We start from the raw sequence: 18,236 nt of genomic DNA, 5'->3' as shown, positions 1-18,236 counted from the left end.
GGTTTTATTTGCTTAGCCATGGATGAAGGTCATCTTAAAAATCACTTATTCCTGAATTAGGTCATCTACCTCTTCAAAAAATAAATGTTTTCTATCTTGAAGAGTCCATAAAAAACACTTCAAGATAAAGGACTGGCTGATGGGACAATAAAAAATATATAACCTTACATACTTCATTTAAAAAGAACTACTTATATAAAGAATCCTTTTTTCCTGTTGGATAGAAGCTCAAAATCACGCTCTGGTAAGCCCAAAGTGGATTACTGGACCAATGATAAATTAGAGGATTTGAGTACCGTAACAAGATGATCTTCATATTGGCTTCGAATGCGGCAAGATGAACTCAGGGCATTGCGTAAAGAAATGTAAAATCTTTGGTCCCACTAATCAAATTGGCGGTCAGACAGGAGTATAGAGATTTATAATGAGGATCAACAGGATATACAGAAAAAACTTCTGGAGCGATTAAAACGCGTTGTCAGCCGTTCGCCTAAAAGAAAAGGTCTCTTATCAAAGAAAGATACATGCAGGAGGAATCGGACTATTTGACTGATTGCAACGTGTATTGTTTAAATTTCAATCACCTATTGCTGAAAAAACATACTCTAAAATCCGTTGGATAAATTATCCTTAAATTTAAACCAAAGGTTAACGCCGGAAATTTAATTCTTTGCTTTTTTTTATTTGCATGATAAAATCAAATAAATTAAGTGGTGGAGAAACGGTAGGTTTTTGGCAGGAAACTTGGTTGGAAAAGCGGGTTTTCAAGGGGATTAGTGGAAACACATTAAATCGCCTATACGAATAAACTACTGATACAAAGCTACTTAACGCGCCTTTCGGAAACGAAAGGAAACTAAAAATTTTATAGGTCTATCTTCGGGGCGGGGTGCAATTCCCCACCGGCGGTGATGAAGGAAGTTCTCCTTCTAAGCCCGCGAGCCTTACGGGGCAGGATTTGGTGTGATTCCAAAGCCGACAGTATAGTCTGGATGGGAGAAGATGGAGGTTCCTGAGTGCGTTTCAACAGTCATTTGCTGAACGTTTGTTTGATGTAACCTTTAATTTATCCCTTTAATTCTATTGGAATTAAAGGTTTTTTTATTGAGCATCAACATCATCAAGGAACACTAACCTCTTTTCAGGTAGATCGGAAAAGAAGGAGAGAGAACTATGAAAAAGAATAAAGTGAAAAAAACGGTCACACTGGCAATGATGGGAAGCATTTCTTATTTATTGATGCTTTTGAATTTTCCGTTTCCAGGATTCCCCCCTTTTCTGAATGTTGATTTTAGCGACATACCAGCATTGATGGCGGCATTGATTTTTGGTCCTATGGCAGGAATCCTAGTTGAATTCCTTAAAAACCTATTGGATTTAGTCATGACAGGGACCTTGACAGCTGTACCTGTGGGGCATATTGCTAACTTTATCGCCGGAATACTGTTTGTCTTGCCAACTTATTATGTATTTCAGAAAATCAATTCAAAAAAAGGGATGACGTTCGCCTTACTTGCGGGAACAGTTTCCATGGCAGTATTTATGAGTGTTTTAAACTATTATGTCTTTTTACCGGCTTATACCTTCTTTATGGGATGGGATGCAATGTCGGCACCCGAGTCAAGAAAATTCGTAACAACGGCAATCTTACCTTTTAATGTGATTAAAGGCGTGCTTATCACTTCTGTATTCATGTTGTTGTTCATTAAATTACAGACATGGATCAATAAGCAAACATTATATAAAAATGCTTAATTGCATTGACGATAGAAACATAAAAAACAACCGGATATCCATATTCGGTTGTTTTTTATGTCCGTTTAATTTTGGCATGGGAAGTTGCAATGAAATTATTCAAAAGAAAAAAGCCATTCTCGATTGAAAATGGCTTGTACCTCTATTCGAATTTTAGTGCGTCCCCGTCAAATGCCTCATCAGCAACTTTAATAGAATCCGTTGGACATCCTTCAAATGCATCCATCATGTCATCTATAAGTACATCTGGAATTTCAACGATTCCCTCGTTATCGTCAAGGGTAACAAATGCAATCCCTTCGTCATCATAATCATATATATCTGGTGCTGCTGCTCCACAAGCGCCACAAGCGATGCATGTTTCTTTATCCACAATAGTAAATTTAGCCATGAATATAACCCCTCCTAAGTTGATAGACAACTGATAATCTTTTTATTTCAGATTATTATCTCTTTCTTATTGTAAAACCGAATGCCAAACTTTTCAATAGAAATTGTATTGATAATAACTATCATGTAGCAGAATGTCAACGAAAATCACCGAAAAAATTAAAATGGCCCTTTCCATGATTCGTCATTTAGTCACATAATTTTCCTTGTATTCATCAATAATAACGGCGATATTTGCAGTTTTTTGTTACAATAGGTTTATTGGATAAATGAAACAAGGATGTGAGTCCCATGAATAATTATCTACAGGCAATCATTCTATATGCGATAAAAAAATTTCAAGGTGAACGTTCCATTTATGCTATATACCATATGCTTCAGGGGAAGAAGTCGTCACAAACAATCCAGGATGCCCATTTATTCGGGTTGACGAATATATTTGGGACAATACCTCGATTTACCCGTCAGCAGTTAAATCAAAACATTGAACAGTTCCTTAACCATGACTACATAAATGTAACGGATAAATCAGATGCATATGAAATTAGTATGCAAGGTAAGGGGATGTTAGACGATTATTTCAATGATAATCCTTTTCCGAATTTTATAAATGGTTGGAAGTATCACAATATCACCCCGGTTTTCTGGGGAAGGTTAAACTTACTCATTCAAACCATATCCCATATTGTCCACAATGAAAGACGTTTTTATCCGATACAAAGAAATCCCAAAACCCAATTTTTCGTAAAGGAATTCTTACATGCCAATCGTCAGGACCGAGGGTTGATTGCGCAACATCTATATGAAGAACTAATATCCCTTTTAGAAAGACAAAGTGATTTGAAACGAGATGTTTTCATTATGAAATTAACTGGGACAAACAGGATTGGGCTTACGTTTGAACAAATTGCAAAAAGGAAAGATGTAGAAGAAGAGTTTATCCGCTTTACTTTCCTTGACTCGTTGCATCAAATGCTTTCTGAAATGGAAACGGGAACGGATTACCCCCTTATGTCAACGCTGATCTATGATTGGCAAAGGGGTGAAAATCCTCATTTGACACAATCTACACAAACTACTTTACGATACATCCAGGAAGGGAAAAATCTTGGGGAAATAGCTGAGGTCCGGCGATTGAAAGTCAACACCATAGAGGATCACCTAGTCGAAATTGTCCTATCGGATAAAAGTTTTCCGATTGCCGATTATGTGTCTATCGATGATGAGAGGGAAATTGCAGCAGCTATTAAAGAACTTGGTACGAAAAAGCTTAAGGCCATCAAGCAGATGGTCGATAATAAACAGATAAGCTTTTTCCAAATCAGGCTTGTACTTGCGAAAATAGGTGATGGATGATGAATATGGAACGTGTTCTCAAAGAAAAATTTGGATTTGATGAATTTCGTCCTGGGCAAAAAGAAGTGATTGAATCATTGATGTCCGGCCGTCATACATTAGCGATGCTACCCACCGGATCAGGTAAATCATTGTGTTATCAGCTGCCGGCTTACCTTTTAAATAAGACTGTCCTAATTGTCTCCCCATTATTATCATTAATGCAGGATCAGGCAGATCAGCTGAAGATGAGTGGCGAAAAAAGCGTATTGACCCTCAATTCTTTTTTGACGCTAAATCAAAAAAGGAAAGCTATCGATCGATTACATAGTTATCGCTTTATCTTTTTATCTCCTGAAATGCTAAGCCTGGAGGGGGTACTAAAATCCTTGAAATCGATAGAAATAGGTTTGTTCGTCATAGATGAAGCACACTGCATCTCACAATGGGGTTACGATTTCCGTCCGGATTATTTGAATTTAGGAGAAGTGAGGCGTGAGTTGAACAATCCGTTGACACTTGCCCTGACAGCAACTGCAACCACTGAAGTCCGAAGGGACATCGTTAGTAAACTCGAAATTGGCCAAGCTAAAGAAACCGTCTCATCTGTTGATCGGGGAAATATTGCAATTATTGTCGAGCGAATGTTCAACTACGATGAGAAGCTATCCCGTGTACTGGAGCTTGTCAGGAAATTTACAGGGAGCGGTATTATTTATTTTTCATCTAAAAAAGTTGCGGAATCGGTCACTGGGTTTTTACAGGAAAACGGGATTGACAGTGTCAATTATTATCACGGTGGGATGGAACAGGAACAAAGGATGCTCATTCAGCAGCAATTCATTTCTGGTCAGTTGAAAATTATATGTGCAACGAGTGCTTTTGGCATGGGTGTAAATAAATCGGATGTCAGATATGTTATCCATTTTCATATGCCATCCACAATGGAAGCATATCTTCAGGAGATAGGCAGGGCGGGACGAGATCGGAAGCAAAGTGTCGCTGTCTTATTATATTGCGAAGGGGATGAAGGGCTTCCCTTGCATTTGATGGAACAACAGTTACCTACGGATATGCAAATCGAGGGTGTTTGTTCTTTCCTTAATGCTTCACAAAAGGCTTTGGCGAATTTCACCCTATCAGAAAAAGAACAGCTGTCTCAATCTTTTTCTTTGAACGATATCCAACTTCGTTTTTTTACCCAGCTCATTGAAGGAAATAAAAATCCTTTAGACCAAATGTCAGAAATGAAAGAGTATTGTCAAAAGAGGAAATCCGGTAATCAAGAAAAGCTGCATAAATTCCTTCATTGGTTATATGCAAATGAATGCCGCCGTATAGGGATACTGCGCTACTTTGAAGAAAAGCAGCGAGTAGTGAACCACATCTGCTGTGATATCTGTGGGATGGGTGCCGAAAAAATGGCTGATGTATGGCCGGAAGTTAAGGTTGATCCGGTTAATCCCTTTTCCACGTGGAAAAATGAATTGGCTTTAATCTTATTAAAGAAGGAAAATGGGAATGAAAAATAAGCAAGCTGAATTAATTAAACAACTAACAGACAAGCAGTTGCTATATAATTTGTTTCTTACACAAATTATTCTCTTAACGTTAGCCGCTTTTTTAGGTATTATTTTATATGAAGACCGTTCTGCTTTTTTCGACTTATTTATCTTTGATGACCTGAACATTTTGCTGATTGGAATTCCCGCTGGAGTCATTGTCGTGTTAATTGACATTTTATTGATGAGAGTGACACCATCTTCCTATCAGGATGATGGTGGTATTAACGAACGTATTTTCAGTAACTTGTCATACCAGATGATTTTTGTCGTTGCTTTAGTGGTAGCGATAAGTGAAGAATTATTATTTCGCGGAGTGTTGCAAACACATTTTGGATTGCTATGGACGAGCCTCATTTTTGCAGCCGTTCATTATCGTTACCTTTTTAATTGGTTTTTATTTTTAAATGTTTTGGTTTTGAGCTTCTTTATCGGTTTTCTATTTGAAATGACTAATAATATCATCGTGACGATTACGGCCCACTTTTTGATTGACTTTATCCTTGGTGTTCTAATCAGGAGCAAAAAGCAAAGAGGGTTGAGCAAGAAAGGGGGTGACTTGAATGAGCCGAGCACAAAAGAATGAAAAAGAAAACGACCAGGCTGGTGAACTTCGTTCGCGAATTGAACGTCAGAAGGCTAAGTCATCATTGCCCAAGCGCAGTAAAGTCCACCAGAATAAAAAGAAAAAAAGTAAAGTGAAGATTAAGTTTCAAATGATACAATTATTAGCGTTATTTTTTATTTTGCTTCCAATTGGATTTTACAGCCTTAATACATATCTTCAGGATAGACCTTTACATGATGGGAAAATTGACCAAGTCGTCATTGGAAATAAGGAAGACGAGGATAAAGAAACGATTCCAACTACAGCAACTGCAGCTGATTTAAAGGAAAAGAAAGAGAAAGAGTCGGCAAAGGCTGAAGCGGAGAAAGAAAAAAAAGAAAAAGAAGAAGCTAAAGTTAAAGCAGAGGAAGAAGAAAAGCGGAAAGCCGCAGAAGAGAAGCAAGCAAAGAAAAAGGCAGAAGAAAAAGCAAAAGCACAGCAAGAAGCTGAAGCAAAAGCAAAAGCACAGCAAGAAGCTGAAGAAAAGGCAAAAGCGCAGCAAATAGCTGACGAAAAAGCGAAAGCACAGCAAATAGCTGACGAAAAAGCAAAGAGAGAGGCAGCCGAAAAGAAAATGGCAGCCGAACGCGTTCAAGACGCGAAACCGGATAAAGATGAATATAAGGTTCTCTTACATACTGTACAAGGTGAGGAAACATTATTCCGCATTTCCATGAATTACTACAAATCACAGGAAGGCATTGCTCTTATCAGGGAGTGGAATGGACTGAATGGCAATGAAATTTCCAAGGGTCAGGTGTTGAAAATACCGATCAAGAAATAATGATGGCACCCTGTCTTTATGGCAGGGTGTTTTTGTTAAATAATTGGCTTGTTTTTAGTATGAGGCCGAACATGACAGGTACTTTATCATTTTTTTCTGGACAGCTTCATATCATGATTTGTAAGAGTAGAGGAGGAAATGCGATGGAATCGACAATCATTTTATTGGATGAGAAAACGGATCAAGCAACAAAACAAATGCTTCAGAATGTCGTGGATCGAAAAAAAAAGTTCGAGGCTCTTAAAAAGAAGCATCTTCAAAGCTTGTGGGCAACCATGATTGTCGCTGCCCTTTTTTTGGTTTATCTTTATTTTTATATCGTTGTACCTTATTCCTATTCCTTTTTTAGTATGTTTAGTGTTTTCGTTGACCATTTTAGCCATTTCTTTTTTTTGGCGGCCGCCATTGGTCTATATGGATATATGATATTAATTAAAAAAAAGCTTGATAAAGCAGAAAAGGAGTTTCAGCTTCTTCGCTGCGAAATTATTAATAAGAGCAAGCAATTATGGGAAAAAGAGGACGAGTGGAAAAATCGACATAAGGTATTTGAAATGATGAAAAAGAATTATGATATTAACTTATATCATGAAAATAAATGAATGATCACGTTAAAAATCATATTTGATTGCGAGTAATTTGGTTTTATGGTTATATGAAGGTAACTCTCGGGATTAGGATGGAAAGAAGGTTTAACGAAGGATGTTATTGATATCTGGATTACTATTAGTCATCATTTTGCTGATAATTGCCACGATTATTTATATGTGGCGTACGGCTAAGCAAGATAGGTTGATTTTTCAAGATTTATATTTCAAAGACTTTCCTGAAGGGTTTGGCGATATGCGGATTTTCTTCATATCCGATCTTCATCGACGAATCATATCGGATAAATTAATTGAGGAAGCCCATGACAAGGCTGATTTGGTAATCATAGGCGGGGACATAAGGGAAAGAGGGGTCCCTATAGAACGTGTGGAAAAAAATATATTAAAATTAAAAGAACTTGGCCCCCTTTATTTTGTTTGGGGAAATAATGATTATGAAGGGGATTTCCATGAGCTGGATGCAACTCTTCTGAAGCATGGAGTGAAAATTCTTGATAATACAGCTGTTTCTTTTGAGTCTCAAAATGGCAGGAAAATCGCTCTTCTGGGCATTGATGATATAACGGAGGAACGAGATAGGCTTGACCTTGCTCTGTCGGATTGCGGGAATGAGACTTTTCGGATTTTGGTGAGTCATAACCCTTTGATAAAGAAACAATTGATTCCGGAACACCAGATAGGTCTCGTCCTTTCAGGTCACACCCATGGCGGGCAGATTCGCATATTCGGATTAGGGCCCTATAAGATAGGCAGCATTAAAAAGGAGGGGGAGTGTTTGTATATGACGAGTAATGGTTATGGGACAAGCACAGTCCCTTTAAGGCTTGAGGCTAAGCCGGAAACACATCTATTCACCCTGAAAAGGGGGATGCGCACGGAGGTTGGCGAAGCGGTGGAAAAGACCTATTAAGCTGCTTTTAATCGAGAATATCTGGATTTTACAGACTTAAAATAATCAACTATAATTTCAACAAATGAACGTACTGTTATTGGAGGCCTTGTAAAACCATGCAAGAAGGTAAATATAATATAAAGGCAGTTTCAAAACTGCTAGACATTCAGCCGGGAACCCTGAGGGCATGGGAAAGGCGCTATAAATTTATCGAACCTGTCAGGAATGAATCAGGGCACAGGCTGTATACAGAAAAACATTTGCAAATCCTAAAATGGCTCATAAATAAAACAGAGCAAGGTTTCACAATCAGCCAGGCCGTTTCACTTCTTGAAAGTACTGGCACTCTAGCGACTGAAGTGCCTGAAACGACCCGTAAGGACGTACAAACGATTAAGTTATCGGATCAATTAATCGAGGCCCTATTGAATTTCAATGAAAATAAAGCCCACATGCTGATAAGCCAAGCATTCAGCATGTATACACTCGAGCATACCGTAGTTGATATACTCGGTTCCATATTGGTTCAGGTAGGGGATAAGTGGGAAAGGGGAGAAATTACTTCCGCTCATGAACACTTTGCTTCGAACATCCTAAAATCCAGGATCAGTTCAGTCATGCATACGATTCCAACTAACGGTTTTCTTCCGAAAGCCCTTACCGTTTGTGCTCCTGGTGAAAAACATGAATTCGGACTGTTGGTCTTTACCGTTTTTTTGAAACATAAAGGATATGAAACCATTTATTTGGGAGAATCCATCGCCGATAAGGATCTTTTTACCGTTTTAAACATCATAAGGCCCTCATACTTATTCATGTCATGTTCATTGAAAGAGAATCTCGATGGAACATTCAGGCTGGTTGAAGCCTTAAGAAAGGATTTTCCGGATTTGAAGGTGGGTCTTGGGGGTGCGGCGCTGAGCCTTATATCTGAGGAAATCCGTACTGCCTTCAGCGGAGTTTTAATGGGGGATACACAATCGGAATGGGAAGTATGGCTGAAAGGTTAGCGACAGGCTTTGGAAAAATAATGGATATGCACTCTAAGACCAAGGCTTCATATGATGTATGAAGATGGTAACCAGGGGGCATTTTTTTATGAAGCTGGAGCGATTAACTAATAATAAAATCAAGATTTTTTTGACCCTTGATGATTTGATTGATAGAGGTATAACAAAAGAAGATATTTTAGGGAATTCCTTAAAGGTCCACAAGTTATTTCAGGATATGGTCGAAGAAGCGTGCGAAGAACTCAGCTTTAAAATGAGTGGTTCCATTGCAATCGAAATTTTTTCCCTGCCTGCTCAAGGGTTGATAATCATTGTAACAAAGGAAGAAGAGGAACTATTGACAGACGAAGAGGAATTTTTGGATTTACAGGTGAAAATTGATGACTTTCCCCATATTCTATATGTTTTCGATGACTTTGAAGATATCGTCCAATTATCTCATAGATTGTCTTTTCAAGGTTTGATAAAGAGTACTCTTTATCATTATGAGGGAAGATACTATTTACTTATCGAAAATGTTAAAGACGCGACATATGACACAATCATCTCTTTAGTGGCTGAGTATGGCCATGCATCTACACTGACACTCTGCCGCATCAATGAATATGGAACATGTATAATCAAAAATGAAGCGATACATGTTTTGATTTCACACTTTAGTTAGATGTAAACCGAAAGAGACAAGGCAGCCACATAATGGAAAAACAGTGCGGTTTGCCTTACTTGTCTCACCTTTCCGAACGAAGAGAATATATGGTAAAAGGGTAAGGTAACAGTTGATATGATAACGTTTTCATTTTTAGAATATTTCCAACTTTTAAATTCCCATTTTAACTCTTGCATAAATATAACGAAGGTGTATACTAGCACATGAAGAGGACTATTTGTACATTATAATTTAATATGGATGAGATTTTCTAGGAGGTACTTTAATGGAATCGGCAAAAGGCAATAGCCATGTAAATGAAGAGGAAAAACACGACGTACTGAGGTCTACCCAAACTGTAATACATAAAGCTTTGGATAAGTTGGGTTACCCGGAAGAAGTTTATGAGCTTTTGAAGGAACCATTGCGTTTATTAACGGTGAAGATGCCAATCCGCATGGATGATGGGTCGGTTAAAATTTTCACTGGTTACCGTGCACAGCATAACGATGCTGTTGGGCCTACAAAAGGTGGTATCCGTTTTCACCCAAATGTAACGGAACGTGAAGTGAAAGCATTATCCATTTGGATGAGTTTGAAATGCGGAATCGTTGATTTACCATATGGCGGGGGTAAAGGCGGTATCGTTTGTGATCCTCGTAATATGTCTTTCCGTGAGCTGGAAAGGCTAAGCCGTGGCTATGTTCGCGCAATTAGCCAAATTGTTGGGCCGACTAAAGATATCCCGGCACCTGATGTATTTACAAACTCTCAGATCATGGCTTGGATGATGGATGAATACAGCCGTATGGATGAATTCAACTCACCAGGATTCATTACCGGTAAACCGCTTGTACTTGGTGGTTCTCATGGCCGTGAATCAGCCACCGCGAAGGGTGTAACGATTTGTATCAATGAAGCTGCCAAGAAACGCGGCATTGATATTAAAGGTGCACGTGTCGTCATCCAAGGTTTTGGTAACGCAGGTAGCTTCTTAGCTAAATTCATGCATGATGCAGGTGCTAAAGTTATAGGGATTTCAGATGCATATGGTGCTCTTCATGATCCTGAAGGATTGGATATCGATTATCTTCTCGATCGGAGAGATAGTTTCGGAACCGTAACGAAATTGTTTAAAAGCACAATTTCAAATAAGGAACTGCTTGAATTGGATTGTGATATTTTAGTTCCGGCTGCAATTGAAAACCAAATCACTGAAGAAAATGCTGCTAATATTAAAGCATCGATCGTTGTCGAGGCAGCAAACGGACCTACAACAATTGAAGCGACACAAATCCTAACGGATCGTGGAATCCTTCTTGTTCCTGATGTTCTTGCTTCTGCTGGTGGAGTAACGGTTTCCTACTTCGAATGGGTACAAAATAATCAAGGATATTACTGGTCTGAAGAAGAAGTGGACGAAAAGCTGGAAAAAATCCTTGTGAAATCTTTTAATAATATATATGAACTTGCACAATCCAGACGTGTTGATATGCGTCTTGCGGCTTATATGATCGGTGTAAGAAAAATGGCTGAAGCTTCACGCTTCCGTGGTTGGATCTAAAGGATTCAGATCATGTATTGTTTATAATTAAAATCATGTTCATTGCTTTATCATTGAAATGATTTGTAAAAACTCCTATCATGTATTGATAGGAGTTTTAATTTTTAGACGAACGAATTACATAGTGAATAGAAAGGCAGTGGAGTAAAGATGAATGTTGAAGAAGTCATTATCATAGGTGGGGGCCCTTGCGGATTGGCTGCTGCTATCGCTCTTAAAGAAGTGGGAATACAGTCCCTGATCATTGAAAAAGGTAATGTGGTGGATTCCATTTACCGTTATCCAACTCACCAAACATTTTTCAGTTCAAGTGAAAAATTGGAGATTGGTGATACCGCTTTTATTATTGAAAATCGTAAACCGGTCCGTAATCAGGCGCTAGCTTATTATAGGGAAGTGGTCAGAAGGAAAGAATTGCGGATCAATAAATTTGAAAAAGTGGAAAAAGTGGAAAAACGTAAAGATGGGAAATTTTTAGTCAAGACGCCAAAAGGTGATTATACTGCTCTACATGTGATCGTATCGACCGGATATTATGATCATCCTAACTATATGTGCATTCCGGGTGAACAGCTTCCTAAAGTGTTTCATTACTTCAAGGAGGGCCACCCCTACTTTAATTGTGATGTTGCAGTCATCGGTGGTAAAAACTCAAGTGTGGATGCGGCGCTGGAATTGGTCAAATCAGGCGCAAGAGTTACAGTCCTTTATAGAGGATCGGATTACTCTTCAAAAATCAAACCATGGATTCTCCCGGAATTTGAATCATTAGTCCGAAATGGAACGATCAAGATGGAGTTTAATGCGAATGTTGATAAGATAACTGAAGATAGTGTCATATATCATGTAGGTGAAGAGGAAAAAGTTGTTAAAAATGATTTTGTGTTTGCCATGACTGGTTACCATCCTGATCATTCCTTTTTAGCTTCAATGGGCATAAATATTGATAAGGAAACTGGAAGGCCCGAATATAACGAGGAAACGATGGAGACGAACGTTAAAGGCCTTTATATTGCAGGAGTTCTGGCAGCCGGAAATAATGCGAACGAAATCTTCATTGAAAATGGCAGGTTCCATGGTGGTTTGATTGCCTATCATTTGGCTGTTAAAGAAAAGTGAATTGAATGAAAAGGAGATGGGTAAGTATGGATAAAATATCATTGATAACTACAGGCGGGACTATTGCCAGTAAAGAAACCATTAATGGTATGTTGGCCTCAGGTGCATTGACTGGCCAGGAGTTGGCATCACTTTGCGAATTACCCAATGATATCGAGGTTAAAGTGGTGGATATTTTCCAGATTTCAAGCATGTCCATGTCCTTTGAGAAAATGCAACAGCTTAAATTAGCCATTCAAAAGGAATTGGAAGATCCGGAAGTTACGGGAATTGTTGTGACCCACGGTACTGACACACTAGAGGAAACGGCTTACTTCCTTGATGTCACGAATAAGGATCAACGACCAATCGTATTAACCGGCTCCCAGCGGTCTCCTCACGACGTGGGAACCGATGTATATTCCAATCTAAGGAATTCAATATTATGCGCTGCGAGTGATTTGCTTAGGGATGTTGGCGTAGTTGTCGTTTTTAATGAGCGGATCTATTCAGCAAAGTATGTTAAAAAAGTCCATGCTTCCAATTTACAGGGATTCGAATCCTTTGGATATGGATATTTGGGGATAATTGATAATGATGTCGTCAGCATTTATCAAAAACCTTTACATAGAGAGTATTATGAGATTCAGAATCGCATTCCCAGGGTGGATATCATCAAGTGCCACACAGGTGCTGATGGCCTCTTTATTGATGCTGCGGTTGCAAACGGTGCAAAAGGCATCGTGCTCGAGGGTGTAGGAAGGGGACAGGGCACCCCTGAAATGGTAACTTCCATACAAAATGCAATCGATAATGGTATTACCATCGTCATGTCTACAAGTGCCGAAGAAGGTAAAGTTTACCCAGCCTATGATTATGAAGGCAGTGCATTTGATTTAAAACAACGCGGGGTGATATTAGGTGCTGATTATGACAGCAAAAAGGCAAGAATTAAGTTAGCTGTCGTGCTGTCAAGCGAAAACTCCATAGACGAAACCTTCTTCAAGTATTGACGGATTAAATAAATGCTGGAAGACTTGATTCTTGGATTCAGTTTTTCTTCATTCCATGGTACGATTAAGGAAAAGAAGAGGAAAAGAGGGTCAGCTAATGCTGGTCATGTTGTCAGCAGCTATTGCGCCCGGGTTGGCGCTGCTTAGCTATTTCTATTTGAAAGATCAATATGAAACCGAGCCGATATCGGTTGTGGTCAAAACATTTTTATTCGGTGTCTTTCTGGTTTTGCCGATAATGTTCATACAGTATGTACTCGAAACGGAAAATATCTTGAATACCGACTTAGCTAATGCATTTTTATGGGCTGCACTGCTTGAGGAATTCTTCAAGTGGTTCATTCTCATTTATGTTATCTATCATCACGTAGCATTCGATGAGCCATATGACGGGATCGTGTACGGCGCTGCAGTTTCCCTTGGGTTCGCGACGATGGAGAATATTTTGTACCTGCTGGCCAACGGGGTGGAACATGCTTTTCTCAGGGCGGTTCTCCCTGTATCCAGTCACGCTTTGTTCGGCGTGCTTATGGGGTATTATTTGGGCAAGGCGAAATTTTCAGCTTCGAATAATAGGTACTATTTATTATTGGCATTGGTCATCCCAATTGCTTTACATGGGGTTTATGACTATATTTTAGTTTCTCAAAAATTTTGGGTATACTTCATTATGCCATTTATGATTTACCTATGGTGGTTAGGTATGAAAAAAGTAAAAAAAGCACGTTTGTTGTCTGACTTTCACGCAGAAAAACTTTCTCAAAAACATTTTATTAGCAAATGACGAATACTTCCAAAACGGAGTGCTGGCATATTTTGCCCGCTCCTTTTTTTTATGGTTTGGAATAAAAAAGCCAGTTAAGAAGAAAATAGTATTACATTAATTCAAGAAAAAGAGGAGTGTTTTTGATGAAAGGAATTTCGTCAAAATGGAAATGGCTTTTGCTGTTTTCGTGTATAACTATTTGTTTCGGAATTTACCCGGAAACAAGAACAAATGCCTTTTCGAACCAAGTCATTCAAAAAGGTGCGGTTGGTGATGATGTAATTGAACTTCAGGCACGATTACAAAACATTGGTTACTATAATGGAAAGATTGATGGAGCCTATGGATGGGGCACTTATTGGGCACTTCGAAACTTTCAACAAGATTTCGGGCTTCCTATCGATGGTTTAGCAGGTACTACAACAAAACAGAAGTTGGTGAATGCGTCTAATTTCAATAAAGCATGGGTTCATGAGCAGATCAATAAAGGGAACGAGTTCACCTATTATGGGGGTGTCCCCATTGAAAAACAGGTGAAAGTGAAAGCAAATGCAAATGGATCCAAGTCAGGTAAAGGCAATGCCCCTTCCGGAAAAGCCCCTTCCAAAACGGCGACATCAGCCAATCTTCCAGGAGGATATTCTCAAAACGATATACAGTTGATGGCCAATGCCGTTTATGGAGAGGCACGAGGGGAGCCATATACAGGTCAGGTTGCCGTTGCAGCAGTAATACTGAATAGGGTGGAAAGTGCAGCTTTCCCGAATACGATTTCTGGAGTAATTTTTGAACCTGGGGCCTTCACGGCTGTTGCGGATGGACAGATTTGGCTGACTCCAAACGAAAGGGCGAAAGAAGCCGTGGTGGATGCCATCAATGGTTGGGATCCAAGCGGTAATGCAGAATATTACTTTAATCCCGATACGGCAACAAGTAAATGGATCTGGACAAGAGAACAAATTAAAAGAATCGGAAAACATATCTTTTGTAAGTAAAGAGGTGAAGGAAAATGATCAGGAATATTGTGATTGCCCTGCTTGTTGTAGTTGTTGCAGGAACTGCATTCTGGGGCTATCAAGAACATAAGGAAAAAAATGCTATATTAATCAACGCGGAAAATACGTATCAACGAGCCTTTCATGATTTAAGTTACCAAGTAGATTTATTGCACGATAAGGTCGGCGGTACTTTGGCGATGAATTCAAGACATTCATTAAGCCCAGCTTTAACAGATGTTTGGCGTATCACTTCCGAAGCCCAAAGTGATGTAGGGCAATTGCCATTGACCTTGCTTCCTTTTAATAAGACAGAAGAATTTTTATCAAAAATTGCGGAATTCAGTTATAAAACAGCTGTACGTGACCTTGAAAAAGAACCATTGAATGATCAGGAATATTCGACTTTGCAATCCTTGTACACCCAGGCAGGGGACATCCAGGACGAGTTAAGAAAAGTGCAGTATCTAGTCCTAAAAAACAATTTAAGATGGATGGATGTCGAAATGGCTCTTGCATCTGGAAAAGAAAATTCGGATAACACGATCATCGACGGATTAAAAACTGTAGAGAAAAAAGTTTCGGGATATGGGCAAGCAAATGAGATGAATCCGACTTTTACTACTGCACAACAGAGGGATGAAAACTTCAAAAATTTGCAAGGTGCAACCATTACAAAACAAGAGGCGATTGCGACAGCAAAAAGCTATGCCCATTCAAAAGGCAAAAATTTGAAGGTGAATGTTGAAGAAAACGGCAAAGGTTCCGATTATGGATTTTATAGTGTAAGCATCCTCGATAAGGACACCGATACCGAATTGAATATGGATTTGACAAAAAAAGGCGGTTACCCTATTTGGTATATCAATAATAGAGATGTGAACAAAACAAATATTGATTTGAATCAAGCCAATAATAAAGCCGTTGATTTTTTAAAGGAACATGATTTCAGTTCACTTGAATTATTTGAAAGTGCTCAGTACGATAATATCGCTTTACTTAATTTTGTATCATCTGAAAAGGGAGTCAAGATTTATCCTGATTCAGTCAAGGTCAAAATCGCATTGGATGACGGATCCGTTATAGGATTTTCAGCTGACGAGTATTTAAAATCACATAAAACCAGGGAAATAGGAAATCCGAAAATATCCGAGAAAGAAGCTAAGGAAAAAATCAACTTGAATGTGAAAATAATGGATGAAGGAAAGGCGTTAATCATCAATGATATTGGTGAAGAAGTACTTTGTTATGAATTTCTCGGCACGATAAAAGAGGATACCTACCGTATTTTCATTAATGCAGATACTGGTCAAGAAGAAAAGGTGGAAAAATTAAAGAATTCCGAACCGGTATACGAAAATTTAATTTAAACTGTCAGGATGATTCATTCATGTAGGGAAATGTGCCCAGCCACTTTCCCTTTTTTTATTTCATGACATTATAAAATATAAGTTTTTTGAATTATATGGGAAAATGCATTGGTGATATTATGTTGTTTCCTTCATTACTGGCTATCATAAAGACCGTGGACAACGATGTTGAATATCGTGGTTTGCGATTCGGAATAACTCTTCGTCCTTTATGGCTTTCTAATTACCACTCCCGTTTAAAGAAATGGATGAGTCGTTTTAATGGTGTTTCTACAAAGTATGGAACTTGGGAAACAGCAGATAAGTTAAGACTGAGAGACTTTGCATTCTAAATACCAAGTCTATTCGTTTATTATAGGAAATAAAAAATGAGCTGGAAAATCTATCTCCAAGCTCATTGTATTTTGATGTCTGTTTTTTACTAAAGCACCCGTTAGTTGAACAATTTTTTTATCCATTACTTTAAGACTTAATATTTGAATTAATCTCTTCAACCATTTTTATAGGTTCGTCAGCCCTAAAAACAACAGTTTGAACATATTTTTTTCTACCATATGAACTTCTCATGAAAGCAGGTTCTTTTAAAAGGATTTCATACTGTGGAGAGTCCATATTCAACATTGCATAGTACGTTTCTTTAGGTATTTTCTCCCCAATTCCACCTTGTTTTTTTGCAATTTGTATACTTTCTATATTTCTAATATCCAATTCAATACTGCTCTGATATCCAAGGCGAATAATGAGCTTATCAAAATAAATTAAATGAGGAAGTAATCTTACAGAATTATATAGTCCTATCATATAAAGCAAAGCGTAAATATTTAGTACCGTAAAAATCCACGCAGCAACGTCACTCCATAACTGGATAAGAAAATGAAATAATATTCCTTCCAATGTAATTAGGATTGAAAATAAGATGACAATAGTCTTTATCTGTGAAGTCTTATGATAAGAATAGATTTTTTTATTTTCATTCAAGGTTCGCTTTCTGAACAACCCTATTATGGAGTAATAGAAAACACTTAGTTCTGTTAAAACCGCTCCTAAAACAAAACCATTTCCCAGTTTGGGTTCAAGTGATATTCTCGCTATTTCAAGAAAATCATTTTCTTGATTTTTATTATTTCTCTTATATCGGATAATGCTTTTAATAATATTATACAAAACTACAATTACGATACTAACTTCCAAAACAGGTATAAGCCAAATCAAAATCTGATTAAAGAATTCCTTTTGCGAAGAAGGGATTATTAAATAGGAAACACCCAAACACACAATAAAAGAAAGATATACTAACAATTTCGGCATTGACCTCGGACGTATCAATAACCAATAGATGCTTGTTGGAGGTAGAATTATTAATGCTAACGTTAATAAAATAACTATGACGTAGCTAATATTATTTATACGTAGGATAAAGTAACTTCCCCCCATAAAACTTAGGTGCAACACAATTAAAATTGGGACAGATATTTTTTTTATTACAAACACCACCCTAAGATTGTAATAATTTTTTCTTCAACTAATCTTTCGCTTTACTTTAATACGTTTGAAACGAATTAAGGTTCCATTATTTAGTAATTTCTCAGTAGAAATTATCAAAAATTCATTGTTCTTATTGAACTAAACTGTTGCGTTAGTTAAGTGTAAACCTTCACAAACTTATTCTCATTTAAATAAAAATATCCAGTTTAGGTGAAAATTATTTAATCTGAAGCAGGGAAGGTGTTACCATACCATTTTACGATAAATCAACCTTTTCCTTTAACATAGCCAAAAGTAAAGACATTCGTGTAACGGAGAAAGAGCATAGAAATATGCTACTGTACGTCCAATTTATT

The 18,236-nt window shown here is 38.0% G+C and carries 17 protein-coding genes, 1 pseudogene and 1 riboswitch; of the genes and pseudogenes, 16 read left to right on the top strand and 2 right to left on the bottom strand.

What is annotated here, in order from left to right; all coding sequences use genetic code 11:
• Positions 1-871 precede the first annotated feature (871 nt).
• Positions 872-1,008: riboswitch (FMN riboswitch) on the top strand.
• 165 nt (positions 1,009-1,173) lie between these two features.
• Positions 1,174-1,755: an ECF transporter S component gene (locus ACQKKK_RS12550; protein WP_125160577.1), complete on the top strand. Its 582-nt coding sequence runs from the start codon at positions 1,174-1,176 to the stop codon at positions 1,753-1,755.
• Between the two features lie 142 nt (positions 1,756-1,897).
• Here the strand turns inward: ACQKKK_RS12550 and ACQKKK_RS12545 are convergent, their stop codons facing one another.
• The gene (locus ACQKKK_RS12545) at positions 1,898-2,146 is read right to left on the bottom strand and encodes a ferredoxin (protein ID WP_034308087.1); all 249 of its coding nucleotides are present in this window, start codon (positions 2,144-2,146) and stop codon (positions 1,898-1,900) included.
• A gap of 290 nt (positions 2,147-2,436) precedes the next feature.
• Between ACQKKK_RS12545 and ACQKKK_RS12540 the strand changes: the two genes are divergently transcribed.
• The 15 genes and pseudogenes from ACQKKK_RS12540 to ACQKKK_RS12470 form a co-directional block, all read left to right on the top strand.
• A complete protein-coding gene (locus ACQKKK_RS12540) occupies positions 2,437-3,501 on the top strand; it encodes a helix-turn-helix domain-containing protein (RefSeq protein ID WP_427616478.1) in 1,065 nt (354 codons plus the stop codon).
• A 5-nt stretch (positions 3,502-3,506) separates the two neighbouring features.
• Positions 3,507-5,012 (top strand): RecQ family ATP-dependent DNA helicase, encoded by a 1,506-nt coding sequence (locus ACQKKK_RS12535; protein ID WP_427616477.1) that lies wholly within the window; start codon positions 3,507-3,509, stop codon positions 5,010-5,012.
• On the top strand, positions 5,002-5,628 hold the full coding sequence (locus ACQKKK_RS12530) for a CPBP family intramembrane glutamic endopeptidase (RefSeq protein ID WP_427616476.1): 627 nt from the start codon (positions 5,002-5,004) through the stop codon (positions 5,626-5,628). Before ACQKKK_RS12535 ends, ACQKKK_RS12530 begins: the two co-directional genes overlap by 11 nt.
• Positions 5,606-6,433: a LysM peptidoglycan-binding domain-containing protein gene (locus ACQKKK_RS12525; RefSeq protein WP_427616475.1), complete on the top strand. Its 828-nt coding sequence runs from the start codon at positions 5,606-5,608 to the stop codon at positions 6,431-6,433. Before ACQKKK_RS12530 ends, ACQKKK_RS12525 begins: the two co-directional genes overlap by 23 nt.
• Positions 6,434-6,576: 143 nt before the next feature.
• Positions 6,577-7,035 carry a YpbF family protein gene (locus ACQKKK_RS12520; protein ID WP_427616474.1) on the top strand — a complete coding sequence of 153 codons (459 nt, stop codon included), beginning with the start codon at positions 6,577-6,579 and terminating at the stop codon, positions 7,033-7,035.
• 100 nt (positions 7,036-7,135) lie between these two features.
• The gene (locus ACQKKK_RS12515) at positions 7,136-7,951 is read left to right on the top strand and encodes a metallophosphoesterase (RefSeq protein WP_427616473.1); all 816 of its coding nucleotides are present in this window, start codon (positions 7,136-7,138) and stop codon (positions 7,949-7,951) included.
• A 98-nt stretch (positions 7,952-8,049) separates the two neighbouring features.
• Positions 8,050-8,943, top strand: a complete 894-nt coding sequence (locus ACQKKK_RS12510; RefSeq protein WP_427616472.1) for a MerR family transcriptional regulator — start codon at positions 8,050-8,052, stop codon at positions 8,941-8,943.
• 88 nt (positions 8,944-9,031) lie between these two features.
• Positions 9,032-9,607, top strand: a complete 576-nt coding sequence (locus tag ACQKKK_RS12505) for a genetic competence negative regulator (protein WP_427616471.1) — start codon at positions 9,032-9,034, stop codon at positions 9,605-9,607.
• Positions 9,608-9,875: 268 nt separating this feature from the next.
• Positions 9,876-11,153 (top strand): Glu/Leu/Phe/Val family dehydrogenase, encoded by a 1,278-nt coding sequence (locus ACQKKK_RS12500; RefSeq protein ID WP_061463901.1) that lies wholly within the window; start codon positions 9,876-9,878, stop codon positions 11,151-11,153.
• Positions 11,154-11,303: 150 nt separating this feature from the next.
• Positions 11,304-12,272, top strand: a complete 969-nt coding sequence (locus ACQKKK_RS12495; protein WP_427616470.1) for a YpdA family putative bacillithiol disulfide reductase — start codon at positions 11,304-11,306, stop codon at positions 12,270-12,272.
• A gap of 26 nt (positions 12,273-12,298) precedes the next feature.
• Positions 12,299-13,264 (top strand): asparaginase, encoded by a 966-nt coding sequence (locus ACQKKK_RS12490; RefSeq protein ID WP_427616469.1) that lies wholly within the window; start codon positions 12,299-12,301, stop codon positions 13,262-13,264.
• Between the two features lie 97 nt (positions 13,265-13,361).
• Complete coding sequence (prsW, locus tag ACQKKK_RS12485) at positions 13,362-14,048, top strand: glutamic-type intramembrane protease PrsW (protein WP_427616468.1); 687 nt, start codon at positions 13,362-13,364, stop codon at positions 14,046-14,048.
• 125 nt (positions 14,049-14,173) lie between these two features.
• Positions 14,174-15,025 (top strand): spore cortex-lytic enzyme, encoded by an 852-nt coding sequence (gene sleB, locus ACQKKK_RS12480; protein ID WP_427616467.1) that lies wholly within the window; start codon positions 14,174-14,176, stop codon positions 15,023-15,025.
• A 14-nt stretch (positions 15,026-15,039) separates the two neighbouring features.
• Positions 15,040-16,395, top strand: a complete 1,356-nt coding sequence (ypeB, locus tag ACQKKK_RS12475) for a germination protein YpeB (protein ID WP_427616466.1) — start codon at positions 15,040-15,042, stop codon at positions 16,393-16,395.
• A 215-nt stretch (positions 16,396-16,610) separates the two neighbouring features.
• Positions 16,611-16,727: pseudogene (locus ACQKKK_RS12470) on the top strand (IS1595-like element ISSpps1 family transposase); the annotation flags it as partial.
• 130 nt (positions 16,728-16,857) lie between these two features.
• On the opposite strand, the gene ACQKKK_RS12465 reads toward ACQKKK_RS12470, so the two are convergent.
• Positions 16,858-17,703: a hypothetical protein gene (locus ACQKKK_RS12465; protein ID WP_427616465.1), complete on the bottom strand. Its 846-nt coding sequence runs from the start codon at positions 17,701-17,703 to the stop codon at positions 16,858-16,860.
• Positions 17,704-18,236 lie beyond the last annotated feature (533 nt).

This window comes from Peribacillus sp. NPDC006672 (genome assembly GCF_050274955.1).
Classification (GTDB): Bacteria; Bacillota; Bacilli; order Bacillales; family DSM-1321; genus Peribacillus.
Note: the sequence above shows the minus strand (reverse complement) of the source record. Positions and strands in the feature narration are given on the sequence as shown.